At 57.3% G+C, this 11,666-nt stretch carries 12 protein-coding genes; 7 read left to right on the top strand and 5 right to left on the bottom strand.

All coding sequences use genetic code 11. The features are described 5' to 3' along the window. Positions 1-10: 10 nt before the first annotated feature. Positions 11-580, bottom strand: a complete 570-nt coding sequence (locus Q0Y21_RS03605; RefSeq protein WP_297791631.1) for a BLUF domain-containing protein — start codon at positions 578-580, stop codon at positions 11-13. A gap of 175 nt (positions 581-755) precedes the next feature. Between Q0Y21_RS03605 and Q0Y21_RS03600 the strand changes: the two genes are divergently transcribed. The 5 genes from Q0Y21_RS03600 to Q0Y21_RS03580 all read left to right on the top strand — a co-directional run bounded on the left by Q0Y21_RS03600 (position 756) and on the right by Q0Y21_RS03580 (position 5,430). Continuing rightward, the gene (locus Q0Y21_RS03600) at positions 756-1,367 is read left to right on the top strand and encodes a trimeric intracellular cation channel family protein (RefSeq protein WP_297791629.1); all 612 of its coding nucleotides are present in this window, start codon (positions 756-758) and stop codon (positions 1,365-1,367) included. Between the two features lie 147 nt (positions 1,368-1,514). Further along, positions 1,515-2,813 carry an NCS2 family permease gene (locus Q0Y21_RS03595; RefSeq protein WP_297791627.1) on the top strand — a complete coding sequence of 433 codons (1,299 nt, stop codon included), beginning with the start codon at positions 1,515-1,517 and terminating at the stop codon, positions 2,811-2,813. Positions 2,814-2,843: 30 nt separating this feature from the next. Next, a complete protein-coding gene (locus Q0Y21_RS03590) occupies positions 2,844-3,386 on the top strand; it encodes an adenine phosphoribosyltransferase (RefSeq protein WP_297791625.1) in 543 nt (180 codons plus the stop codon). 22 nt (positions 3,387-3,408) lie between these two features. Further along, positions 3,409-4,071 (top strand): fumarylacetoacetate hydrolase family protein, encoded by a 663-nt coding sequence (locus Q0Y21_RS03585; RefSeq protein WP_297791623.1) that lies wholly within the window; start codon positions 3,409-3,411, stop codon positions 4,069-4,071. Between the two features lie 48 nt (positions 4,072-4,119). Next, on the top strand, positions 4,120-5,430 hold the full coding sequence (locus Q0Y21_RS03580) for an AarF/ABC1/UbiB kinase family protein (protein ID WP_297791621.1): 1,311 nt from the start codon (positions 4,120-4,122) through the stop codon (positions 5,428-5,430). A gap of 128 nt (positions 5,431-5,558) precedes the next feature. Here the strand turns inward: Q0Y21_RS03580 and Q0Y21_RS03575 are convergent, their stop codons facing one another. Together Q0Y21_RS03575 and Q0Y21_RS03570 are read right to left on the bottom strand one after the other, a co-directional pair. Beyond that, positions 5,559-6,236 carry an NAD-dependent deacylase gene (locus Q0Y21_RS03575; protein WP_297791619.1) on the bottom strand — a complete coding sequence of 226 codons (678 nt, stop codon included), beginning with the start codon at positions 6,234-6,236 and terminating at the stop codon, positions 5,559-5,561. Beyond that, positions 6,236-7,639, bottom strand: coding sequence for an FAD-binding oxidoreductase (locus tag Q0Y21_RS03570; protein ID WP_297791617.1), 1,404 nt, complete (start codon positions 7,637-7,639; stop codon positions 6,236-6,238). The genes Q0Y21_RS03575 and Q0Y21_RS03570 overlap by 1 nt, the downstream gene beginning before the upstream one ends. 189 nt (positions 7,640-7,828) lie before the next feature. Here Q0Y21_RS03570 and serA point away from each other — a divergent pair, with 189 nt between their 5' ends. Further along, positions 7,829-9,058, top strand: a complete 1,230-nt coding sequence (serA, locus tag Q0Y21_RS03565; RefSeq protein ID WP_297791615.1) for a phosphoglycerate dehydrogenase — start codon at positions 7,829-7,831, stop codon at positions 9,056-9,058. A gap of 75 nt (positions 9,059-9,133) precedes the next feature. Here serA and Q0Y21_RS03560 read toward each other — a convergent pair whose 3' ends face one another. Then, positions 9,134-10,423, bottom strand: a complete 1,290-nt coding sequence (locus Q0Y21_RS03560; protein ID WP_297791613.1) for a S8 family peptidase — start codon at positions 10,421-10,423, stop codon at positions 9,134-9,136. 221 nt (positions 10,424-10,644) lie between these two features. On the opposite strand from Q0Y21_RS03560, the gene Q0Y21_RS03555 reads away from it, so the two are divergent. Next, a complete protein-coding gene (locus Q0Y21_RS03555; RefSeq protein ID WP_297791611.1) occupies positions 10,645-10,929 on the top strand; it encodes a hypothetical protein in 285 nt (94 codons plus the stop codon). A gap of 57 nt (positions 10,930-10,986) precedes the next feature. On the opposite strand, the gene Q0Y21_RS03550 is transcribed toward Q0Y21_RS03555, so the two are convergent. After that, positions 10,987-11,643 (bottom strand): OmpA family protein, encoded by a 657-nt coding sequence (locus tag Q0Y21_RS03550; RefSeq protein ID WP_297791609.1) that lies wholly within the window; start codon positions 11,641-11,643, stop codon positions 10,987-10,989. Positions 11,644-11,666: the final 23 nt, after the last annotated feature.

The following is an 11,666-nucleotide window of genomic DNA, read 5'->3' as shown; positions in this document are numbered from 1 at the left end:
TCTGGACTCATCAGAGCAAGGTTCCGGCGTAGGCAAGCGCACCAATCAATCCGATAGCAGCAATTATCAAACCGAATGTGATGCCTTTCGAGAAGAATCCTGGCGGGCTCGCCGTATCATGGTGAGCCCCATTATGGTTCACCAGCTTATGATCGTGGCTGGAACTTCGGATCAGCTCGATCATCTCCTCACACTGTTCCCTGGAAAACTGCACGGGATTGAACGTTTCAAGACCGTGCTTGCTGAGTAGCCTGCGCACGTCACTTGAAGCCGGTACATACTTCATGGACCAACTGGTGAAGGTGCGTTGGGTCAGCGGTGCCTCTATCAGCGTCCTGACATTACGATGGCGTCCATCCGCAACAATGCGCTGGAAGGTGCTTCGCACTGCCTCTTCCTCACCTTCCAGATACTGGAAGAAATGATCGTCACCGTAGTACAGGCCACCGACAATTTCGTGCCTGGCGTTGTTCTTGCGGGACGTCATCAGAATCCTGGCAACATGGGGTTCAACACCCTGCTCTGCCGGTTTGGCTTCAAAGGTCGCTTCACTGGCGTACGCAAGGCGAATCAGGGCCATGAAAGGATCTCCATACAATGAATGGATAGATGATGTGCAACGAATACGTTTCCTCTCCCGCTTACAGATCACTTCCCGGCCCGCTACGGGGATGAATCCAGGCCTCTTTTAGGCTATCCTTCGCGCACTCAAACCCGGCTGGTTCGCCGCCGTTGCCTGTCTTTCACGGTCTGTTATGTTCGATATCATCTATTTTCTTGAAATGATTGGCGTTGTTGCGTTCGCCATTTCAGGAATGATTGTTGCGCGATCCAAAAATATGGATCCCGTGGGCGTGTTTACTATTGGCTTCATCGCGGCACTGGGCGGCGGAACCCTGCGGGACCTGATGATGGACAACCATCCGCTGTACTGGATCAAGCATCAGGAGCAACCCATTCTCATTCTCGCCATCGCCATTGTGTTCAGTTACTGGCGCCGGGCGGAAAGGATCCGTGAATCACGAATCGTGTTTCCCGATGCCATCGGCCTGGGCATTTTCTCCATTCTCGGCGCCCAGCTTGCGCTGGACCTTGGGCATTCGTGGTTCATTGCGTCCCTGCTCGGCGTAATGACCGGCACCTTCGGTGGCGCCCTGCGGGATACCCTGTGCAATGAGGTACCGTTCATATTCCGGAAGGACCAGATCTACGCCTCGATCTCGTTCGCCGGTTGCTGGCTTTATTTTGTGTGCCAATGGGCCATGGAAAGCGAGACCCTGGCCCTGAGTGTCGGCCTGTTGTTCATCGTTCTTGTGCGGATGCTGGCTGTCCGGTTTGATATCAGGTTGCAGCGGGATCCTCTCTAGGGGCAATCCGTAATATTGAATCAGCGATCATCCCTTGGCCTGACGTCCCTCAGTCGGTAAGATTGCCGTTTTTTCACACAATCCCGTTTTATCGACGCTTTTCAATCCCGAAACCCTACCCAGAACTCAGTGAGGCAGTCCCCCGTCATGCTTGAGCGACTATTCCAGTTAAAGGCCCACGGCACCGATGTTCGTAAAGAGGTGGTGGCCGGCATTACCACCTTCCTGACCATGGCCTACATCATTGTGGTCAACCCCAGCATCCTGTCCTCCACCGGTATGGATTTCGGCGCGGTGTTCGTCGCCACATGTCTGGCGGCAGTCATCGGCACGCTTATTATGGGGTTGTGGGCCAACTACCCCATCGCCCTGGCTCCGGGCATGGGGCTGAATGCGTTTTTCTCGTTCACCGTGGTCGGCAGCATGGGTTACAGCTGGCAGGTGGCCCTGGGGGCGGTCTTCCTGTCCGGCTTTCTGTTCTTTCTGCTCAGTATTTTCAGGGTGCGGGAATGGATTATTAACAGTATCCCGATGTCACTGCGGTTCGGTATCTCCGCAGGTATCGGCTTTTTCCTGGCCCTGATCGCCCTCAAGAATGCCGGCATTGTTGTGGATCATCCCGCCACTCTGGTCGGCCTGGGCGAACTGAAGGGTGCCGAGAGTCTCCTGTTCTTCGGCGGCTTCCTGTTGATCTGCGCCCTGTCATTCCGCCAGGTCACCGGCGCAGTCATGATCGGGATTATTGCGGTTACCGGTGCTGCGATGGCCATGGGGATGGTGGAATACAAAGGCTTTATATCCGCACCACCGAGCCTCGCTCCGACCTTTATGCAGCTGGATCTCGCCGGTGCACTGAACGTCGGCATGATCAGCGTGGTGTTTGCGTTCCTGTTTGTGGACCTGTTCGATACATCCGGCACGCTGATCGGCGCTGCCCAGCGTGGCGGCCTGCTGGACAAGGATGGCAAGCTCCCACGTCTGGGCCGGGCGCTGATGTCAGATTCAGTAGCCACAATGTCGGGCGCGGCACTGGGTACCTCCACGACTACCAGCTACATTGAGTCCACAGCGGGGATCTCCGCGGGCGGCCGGACCGGTCTGACAGCCGTGGTGGTTGCCGCCCTGTTCCTTGCCTGCCTGCTGCTCTCCCCCATTGCCAGCATTATCCCGCCCTATGCGACGGCGCCCGCGCTGCTCTATGTCGCGGTGCTGATGACCAGTGGCCTGAAACTGATCGACTGGGATGACATTACCGAGGCTGCACCGGCGGTCGTCACAGCCCTGATGATGCCGCTGACGTTTTCCATCGCAAACGGTATCGCACTGGGTTTTATTACCTACGCTATTCTTAAAGCATTGAGTGGCCGCTGGCCTGACCTTAATGCCAGCGTGGTCATTATCGCCGTTGTCTTTATCCTGAAATTCATTTTCCTGGACGTGGCCTGAGCCGCATCCTGAGCGATCACCGGAACTGTTATGGACTACTTCTCAGAGAGCATCAAAAACACCATCCGCACGGTACCGGACTGGCCCAAACCCGGCGTTGCTTTCCGCGACATCACCACTGTGCTTCAGGACAAGACGGCCTTTCGGAAGTTGATTGATGCCTTTGTGCACCGTTACCACGGCAAGGAGATTGATGCAGTCGCCGCCGTGGATGCCCGCGGATTTATTATTGGTTCGGCTCTGGCCTATGAACTGAACGCGTCACTGGTGCTGGTGCGCAAGAAGGGCAAACTTCCGTTCGACACTCTGGTGGAAGATTACGAACTGGAGTACGGCACCGCCTCGGTGGAACTGCACAAGGATGCCTTCAAGCCCGGCGATAACGTTGTTCTGGTCGATGACCTGATTGCCACCGGCGGCACTATGCTGGCCGCCACACGACTGATCCGTCGTATCGGAGCTGACATCGTGGAAGTGGCGGCAATGATCGACCTGCCGGATCTCGGCGGCTCGCGGAAGCTGCAGGAGGAAGGTTTGAAGGTTTATACTGTTTGCTCATTTGAAGGCGAATAGCGCGAGCAATCAGGAGGCGGCCATGCCCGATTATCAGCACCACTGGAAGGACGGTACCCCCGTTCATTTGCCGCTGGGAAAGATTGTCTGTATTGGCCGCAACTACGCGGAGCACGCCAGGGAGCTCAACAACCCGGTACCCGATGAACCGCTGCTGTTTATCAAACCCTCCACTTCAGCGGTTCACATTACCCGCCCCCTGGACTTTCCCCGTGACCGGGGTGACGTTCATTTCGAGACGGAACTGGCGGTTCTCATTGGACGCCCCATCACCAACGCTTCCGCCAGCGAAGCGGAGGCTGCCATCCTGGGCTATGGCCTGGCACTGGACCTTACCCTGCGGGACGTTCAAAGCCTGTTGAAGGAAAAACGGCACCCCTGGGAAAGAGCCAAGGCGTTTGACGGTGCCTGTCCGCTGTCGCCTTTCGTCGCCGCAGACAAGCTCAGGAAGGACCACCTCACCTTTACCCTCGACATTGACGGCAAACGCCAGCAAACCGGCGATACCCGCGATATGCTCAACCCGATCATTCCCCTGATTGCCCATATGAGCAGCCAGTTTACCCTGATGCCGGGAGACGTGGTGCTAACGGGCACCCCCAGTGGCGTCGGCGCCCTGGCGTCCGGGCAGATTCTGTCCCTGGAACTGGAAGACGTGCTGTTTGTCGAAACCCGGGTCATTTAGCGTAAGATAGGTACCAAACCTTTCCGCCGCTCAGGACGTATCTAGTGCATGGCTAAAAAACCGGTGACTTCCCGCAGTGGACGCTTTTTCAAACTTGCAGGCATGACCGCCTCCGTGGCGGGGCAATACGCCGGGCAGAGAGCCCGTCGCCTGTTCGGCACCGAGAATGACGAAGGCGCCCAGAGTGAAAGCTATACCCGCATGGCTGGCCAGATCGCCGACACCCTGGGCGAGCTCAAGGGGGCGGTGATGAAGGTGGGACAGATTGCGTCCCAGACCCAGGATTTCCTGCCCATAGAGTTCTCCGAGGCCCTGGAGAAGCTACAGAAAGAAGCGCCGCCGATGCCGTTCGAGGTGATTGTCGCGCAGGTGGAGTCCGAGCTCGGCAAGCCGGTGCCTGAGCTGTTTGAATACCTGCAGGAGACGCCCTACGCCGCCGCCTCCATCGGCCAGGTCCATCGGGCACGCTTGCACGATGGCACCGATGTGATCGTCAAAGTCCAGTACCCCGGGGTGGACGAATCCTGTGACTCGGATCTGAAGCAACTTCGCCTGGCACTGAAACTCGGTGGTCTGCTGAAGATGCCCAAAGAAACCGTTGACCAGCTGTTCGGCGAGATCCGGGTGCGCCTCAAGGAAGAGCTGGATTACGAAAACGAAGCCCGCAACCTGAAGATGTTCCGGGAGTTCCATGCAAACGATCCCTGGGTCATTATCCCGGCCGTTATCGACAGCCATTCCACGCGACGGGTACTCACCCTGGAGCTGGTGGAGGGCGACCACGTCAGTCAGGTTACCCCAGCCCGCTACGATCAGGACACCATCAACCTGATCGGTCACCGCATCTTCACCACCATGGCTGACCAGCTGTTCCGTTTCCAGTGCATCCATGGCGACCCCCATGCCGGCAACTTTGCCTACCGGCCCGACGGCTCGGTCATCATGTACGACTTCGGCTGCGTGAAGAAACTGAAACCGGAGATTGTAGAGGCCTACCGCAAGGTTCTGGTTGCAGCCCTGGACGAGGACTACCAGGCTCTGGACCATCACCTGATCGATCTGGGCGCGCGAGTGGAAAACCAGCCTGCCGTGGATGAAGCCTACTACGCCATGTGGCGGGATATCCTGATTGTCCCCTTTGACCAGGACGAGCCCTACGACTTCGCCGAGTCCGAGCTACACAAGCATGTCGCGGCCAAGACCAGTACGGTCTTCAAATACCTGGACTACTTCAAGCCGCCGGTGGAGAGTATCTTTATCGACCGGATGATTGCAGGGCATTACTGGATGCTTAAGCGGTTGGGGGTGCAGGCTGCTTTTAGAAGTGAACTGGAGAAGTACCTTAAAGCCGCGGAGTGAGTGCTGTTGCGGGGGGCGGCTTCCAAAACACGCTCCTTCGGCACATCCATGTGGCGCTTGGGCTCCGCCATCCCTGGCTCCGCACAGTTTTGGAAGCCGCCCCCCACAACAGCACACCGGGCATTGAGTTAACTGAGGCTATTAATCCACTCCGTCACTCCGTCAGACGCACTCTTACGGATAATCCTGGCTCGTGAAACAGAGGCTGGCTCTCCCGGATCAATCACCGTAATGGGCACGTCGAAGTCAACTTCATAGACCAGCCCGGCGGCGGGATAGACTTGTAGGGAGGTGCCGACGATCAGCAGGTGATCGGCGGTGCGGACAACCTCCGCTGCCTTCTCCAGCATCGGCACTTCCTCGCCGAACCAGACGATATGGGGTCTGAGCTGGGCGCCGTGGTCACAGGTATCACCCGGGGCGATATCCCGGTAACCGATGTCATACACCAGTTCGGGAAAGCGGGAACTGCGGGCCTTGGTTAATTCACCGTGCAGGTGGATCACGCTGGAGGAGCCGCCACGTTCGTGAAGGTCGTCCACGTTCTGGGTGACCACGGTAACGCGATAGCGCTGTTCCAGTTCCGCCAGCAGGCGGTGAGCCTGATTGGGGCGGGCGGACTGAAGCTGGCGCCGGCGTTCGTTGTAGAACCTCAGCACCAGTTCCTGGTTGCGCTCAAAGGCTTCGGGGGTGGCCACATCGTAGACACTGTGCTGTTCCCACAGCCCGCCGTTGTCACGGAAGGTGGAGAGTCCGCTTTCGGCGCTGATGCCAGCGCCTGTCAGTACGACGATGTGATCCTGCATCAGTCGAAAATCTTGCCCGGGTTGATGATGCCGTTGGGATCGAAAACCTGTTTGATACCCCTCAGGTAGGCGATCTCCGCTTCACTGCGGGTGTAATGCAGATAGGGCTTCTTGGTCATGCCCACGCCGTGTTCGGCGGAGACACTGCCCTGGTACCGCTCGACAATCTCGAACACCCACTTGTTGACCTGCTGGCACTTCTCGAAGAAGTCCTCTTTCGCCATGTCTTCCGGCTTGAGGATGTTCAGGTGCAGGTTGCCGTCTCCAATGTGGCCGAACCAGATGATTTCGAAGTCCGGGTAATACTCGTTCACCACGGCGTCGATTTCCTGCAGGAAGCCAGGCACCCTGGATACCACCACGGAAATGTCGTTCTTGTAGGGCGTGCGCGGCGCGATGGATTCGGAGATCCGCTCCCGCAACTGCCAAAGATTGTTGGCCTGGGTTTCACTCTGGCTGATCACGCCGTCCAGTACCCAGCCATTCTCCACGCACTGCTCGAACAGGGTCATGGCGTCATCCATCACCTGATCGGACACCGCTTCGAACTCCAGCAAGGCGTAATACGGAGCCTCGGTTTCGAACGGTGCCTGCACCTGACCGTGGGCCAGCACGTGCCCCATGGCTTCATGGGAGAAGAACTCGTAGGCGGTCAGGTCGATCTGCTTCTGGAACGTCTGCAGCACGTCCATGGTGTTGGTCAGGTCATTGAGACCCAGCACCAGCACGGTCAGGTTGTCCGGTTTGCGGGACAGCTTCATGGTGGCTTCAGTGATAAAGCCCAGCGTGCCCTCGGCACCAATAAACAGATGACGCAGGTCGTAACCGGTGTTGTTCTTTTCCAGGTCCTTGTTCAGGTCCAAGATATCGCCCTTGCCGGTCACGACCTTGAGGCCGGCTACCCAGTCACGGCTCATGCCGTAGCGGATCACCTTGATGCCGCCGGCATTGGTGGACAGGTTGCCGCCCAGCTGGCTGGAGCCGGCAGAGGCGAAGTCCACCGGGTAATACAGGCCATTGTCTTCCGCGAATGTCTGCAACTGCTCGGTCACCACACCCGCCTGACAACGCACGGTGCGGTCACTGGCACTGAAATCCAGGATCTGGTTCATGTTATCGAACGCCACCACCACTTCACCGTTGGCGGCAACCGCGCCCGCACTCAGGCCGGTACGACCACCAGAGGGCACCAGTGCCACCTGGTTCTCATTGGCGAACTTCACCAGTGCCTGCACCTGCTCCGTTGTCTTCGGCAGCACAATGGCCAGAGGCTTCGGGGGATAAATTTTGGTCCAGTCCTTGCCGTAGTTTTCCAGGTCTGCCGGATCGGTCAGCACTTTACCGGGGGCATCCCCTGCGGCAATCAGCTCTCTCAGCGAAGCGATAATCTGTTCGGAATTCATGAAGCTATCAGTCTCGTAAGGGTTGGACGGCGGGCCTGCATTCAGCGAATCACGGGGCAATTGATTCAGGCAATCCGACGCGCTGTGAAAATCTGCGTTTATGGTATCATACCGCCCCTGTTCTGTGAGCCAGCCCGACGATCCTGGCTCCAGGTCATTTCACGTGACGAAAGGTTCGGAAGCAAGCCCATGTCAAATACGTCTCTCGAAAAGAGCAAAATCCGGATCCTGCTGCTGGAAGGCGTGCATCAATCTGCCATTGATACCCTGAATGCCGCAGGCTACACCAACATCGAGTACCTGACTCACTCGCTGGCCGAGGAAGACCTGATTGAGAAGATTGCCGACGCGCACTTCGTCGGGATTCGCTCGCGCACCCAGCTGACCGAGAAAGTATTTGATGCCGCCCAGAAACTGGTGGCAGTGGGTTGTTTCTGTATTGGCACAAATCAGGTGAACCTGCAGGCGGCTACCCGCCGGGGTATCGCCGTATTCAACGCCCCCTTCTCCAACACCCGCAGCGTGGCCGAGCTGGTTCTGGCTCAGGCCATCCTGCTGCTGCGCGGCGTTCCCGAGAAAAGCGCGAAGGCCCATCGCGGTGAATGGCTGAAGTCCGCCAAGAACAGCTACGAGATTCGCGGCAAGAAGCTGGGCATCATCGGCTATGGCAACATCGGCACCCAGTTCAGTGTTCTGGCGGAAGGCCTGGGCATGGACGTGTACTTCTACGATGTAGTCTCCAAGCTGCCGATCGGTAACGCCACCCAGGTGGGTACCCTGCAGGAACTGCTGAACATTTCGGATGTAGTGAGCCTGCACGTGCCGGAAACCCCGTCCACCAAGTACATGTTCAAGGCCGAACAGTTCGCTCAGATGAAGCCCGGCTCCATCCTGATGAACGCCTCCCGCGGTACCGTCGTGGATATCGACGCTCTGGCGGATGCCCTGAGAAGTGGCAAACTGCTGGGCGCAGCGATCGACGTCTTCCCGGTTGAGCCAAAATCCAACGACGAGGAATTCATTTCCCCGTTGCGGGAGTTCGATAATGCGATCCTGACCCCGCACGTCGGCGGTTCAACCATCGAGGCCCAGGAGAACATCGGTCGTGAAGTGGCGGAAAAGCTGGCCATGTACAGTGACAACGGCACCTCTGTGTCTTCCGTGAACTTCCCGGAAGTGGCGCTGCCCTCGCACCCGAACCAGCATCGCCTGCTGCATATTCACGAGAACGTGCCGGGAGTGATGTCAGAGATCAACCAGGTGTTTTCGGAGAATGGCATCAACATTTGCGGCCAGTATCTGCAAACAAAGGAAGACATTGGCTACGTCGTTATCGACGTAGACAAGGAGTATGGCGAGCTGGCGCTGGAAAAACTGCTCCACGTCAAAGGCACCATTCGCTGCCGCGTTCTGTTCTGATCAAATCAGATCGACGGATAGTCCAAAAAAAACGGGAGCCTCGGGCTCCCGTTTTTTATTCTGCCTGCGGCGACGTTATTGAGGCGCGCGCAGCAACAGGTTCGGCGAACCTGCCTTGATACCACTCAGAACATTCGCCGTCGCCATCTCCAGAATGGCGGCACCCACCTGGTCGGGACTCAAACCGCTCTGATCACCCAGAACCAGGGCCGCGGCACCGGCCACATGGGGCGAAGCCATCGAAGTACCGCTGATGGTGTTGGTTTCAGTGTCGGTCTGATACCAGGCCGCAGTGATATCGGATCCGGGCGCAAACAGGTCTACACAGTCACCATGGTTGGAGAAGGACGAACGCTGATCGTCGCGTGTGGTACTGCCCACGGTAATGGCCTCGGCCACACGGTTGGGAGAACCGGAGCAGGCATCGGCATCGCTGTTACCAGCGGCAACCACAAAAGTAACGCCTTTCTGAATCGCTCCCTTCACTGCAAAGTCCAGTGCGTCTGAATCTCCACCGCCCAGTGACATATTGGCAACCGCCGGCGCCTGATGGTTTTCAGCGACCCAGTCCACACCGGCAATCACGTCAGCATTCGAACCGGAACCGGAACAGTCCAGCACCCGCACCGCAGCCACCGAGGCAGCTTTTGCAACACCATATTCGCTACCCACAGCCGTACTGGCGACGTGCGTACCATGACCATTGCAATCGGTTGTATCTTCGGGGTCGGTTTCGCCTCCAACATTCAACAAAGATCCGACCAGGGGCAGTCCGCCAAGACCCAGCAGCCCGGTGTCGTTTACAGCGAAGTTGCGTCCCTCAATGACACGACCGGAGAATTCCACATGACTGTCCCGCAGCCCCGTATCAATGATGTAAACGTTGGCACCCGCCCCGGCGGAAGCTGGATAACTGTACAACTCATCCAGAGGTAAAAACTGCTGATCAATGCGGTCCAGCCCCCAGGTTGCACCCTGTTGAACTTCCGCATTGGCGGCAACCATGCGATCCGGCTCGACAGCCAGCACACCCGGCAGGGATGACAGCAGCTCAGCCTGCCCCTCGGTCAACTCAACGGCAGCACCAGTCAGTGCGGTGCTGTAAAGATGAACGATGTCGCCACCACCCACAGCCACCAGCAAGGACTCAACCCCTGCTTGTAAGTCAGGCAATCCGAGCAAGTCGGGCAACTGTGGATCCAGTGTCAGGATATAACGCCCGGGCAGTACATCACCGGGTTGCAACTCCTGCTGGGTGGTTTCGTCAGTGCTGCTGGTGCCTCCTAGAAGACCACCATGGAGCACTGGAGCGGAAACGGCCAGGGCCACACCGAAACAAACGGCGGGAAACATTCTGTTGATCATAGTGCTCGTCCTTTTTTTTGGTTTTTCAGGCGTTCGAGCGTGACAATCTGTCACAACTAGCACCTCCCCCAACATGGCTGCGAAGGCCAAAGTGTGCACAAGTTACCGTTATTTAACGGCCGGGGTTCTGATTTGCACTTGAGAAACTGCCAATAACGTCCATGGTTAATAGGGAGAGGGTTTGTTCCATTTGCACGCTTACCTCATAACAGGAGAAGACTATGTCACTGAAGGATTCCCTGCTGACCAAGCTGGAAACCCAGACTGAACGCTGGAGCAAGCAGATCGACAGTCTCAGGGCAGACGCTGAACACAAAATGGCAAAAGCCAAAGACGACCAGGCTGAAGCCGAAATTCAGAAAGAGTTTTCCGAGAAAGTGCAGAAACTGGAGGACCGGATCGAGGATGCCCGAAAAAAACTGGGCGAGGTAAGGGATTCCGGCGAAGACCGGCTTCAGGACCTCAAAGACCGCATTGATGAGTGGCTCCCCAGCAACACCAACTAGGTGAAAAAAAGCCCCGGCGTCTCACGAGACCGGGGCTTTTGCTGCCAGAAACAGCTCTTACTGCATCGGCACCAATGTCAGCTCAACCCGACGGTTCTGCTCCCGTCCGGCAGCCGTGTCATTGGATGCGATCGGATAACGCGGGCCATAACCTACAGCCCGGGTACGCTTGGGTTCAATACCCTGATTGAGCAGGAAGTCCCGTACCGAACCGGCACGGCGCTCACTCAGCAGCTGGTTGTAGTTCTGGGAACCAGTGCTGTCAGTGTGGCCATCGATCTGGATGATCGTCTTGTCGAACTCCTTCAGTACCAGGCCAACGGACTCCAGGGTGTTGCTGAAGGAGGGTTTGATCGTGGACTGATCGGTATCGAAGGTAATGTTGCCCGGCATGACCAGCTCAATCTCATCACCGTTACGCACAACCCGTACGCCCGAACCTTCCAGTTTGCGGCGAAGCTCAGCTTCCTGCTTGTCCATGTAATAACCGATACCACCACCAACGGCGGCACCACTGGCGGCACCGATCAACGCACCCTTGCCACGGTCGCTGCTGCTTGAAGTCGCAGCGCCCACAGCGGCACCACCGATAGCGCCGATGATACTTCCCTTGGTGGCACTGGAAGTTTTCTCTTCCCCGGTATACGGGTCATAGGTCATACAGCCACCCAAACCAACGGTGGCAACCGCAAATGCGAGAATAGTCTTTTTCACAGCTTACTCCTGGCTTTTTTATC

The organism is uncultured Marinobacter sp. (genome assembly GCF_947259545.1).
In the GTDB taxonomy this organism is placed as follows: Bacteria; Pseudomonadota; Gammaproteobacteria; order Pseudomonadales; family Oleiphilaceae; genus Marinobacter.
The sequence above is the reverse complement of the archived record's forward strand: the minus strand, read 5'-3'. Positions and strand labels throughout refer to the sequence as shown.

Bases quoted from the DNA above. Each gene is read 5' to 3' on its own strand.
- Q0Y21_RS03590 (WP_297791625.1), top strand. From the start codon at position 2,844: ATGGACTACTTCTCAGAGAGCATCAAAAACACCATCCGCACGGTACCG.
- Q0Y21_RS03605 (WP_297791631.1), bottom strand. From the start codon at position 580: ATGGCCCTGATTCGCCTTGCGTACGCCAGTGAAGCGACCTTTGAAGCC.
- Q0Y21_RS03600 (WP_297791629.1), top strand. From the start codon at position 756: ATGTTCGATATCATCTATTTTCTTGAAATGATTGGCGTTGTTGCGTTC.
- Q0Y21_RS03575 (WP_297791619.1), bottom strand. From the start codon at position 6,236: ATGCAGGATCACATCGTCGTACTGACAGGCGCTGGCATCAGCGCCGAA.
- Q0Y21_RS03570 (WP_297791617.1), bottom strand. From the start codon at position 7,639: ATGAATTCCGAACAGATTATCGCTTCGCTGAGAGAGCTGATTGCCGCA.
- serA (WP_297791615.1), top strand. From the start codon at position 7,829: ATGTCAAATACGTCTCTCGAAAAGAGCAAAATCCGGATCCTGCTGCTG.
- Q0Y21_RS03560 (WP_297791613.1), bottom strand. From the start codon at position 10,423: ATGATCAACAGAATGTTTCCCGCCGTTTGTTTCGGTGTGGCCCTGGCC.
- Q0Y21_RS03585 (WP_297791623.1), top strand. From the start codon at position 3,409: ATGCCCGATTATCAGCACCACTGGAAGGACGGTACCCCCGTTCATTTG.
- Q0Y21_RS03555 (WP_297791611.1), top strand. From the start codon at position 10,645: ATGTCACTGAAGGATTCCCTGCTGACCAAGCTGGAAACCCAGACTGAA.
- Q0Y21_RS03595 (WP_297791627.1), top strand. From the start codon at position 1,515: ATGCTTGAGCGACTATTCCAGTTAAAGGCCCACGGCACCGATGTTCGT.
- Q0Y21_RS03580 (WP_297791621.1), top strand. From the start codon at position 4,120: ATGGCTAAAAAACCGGTGACTTCCCGCAGTGGACGCTTTTTCAAACTT.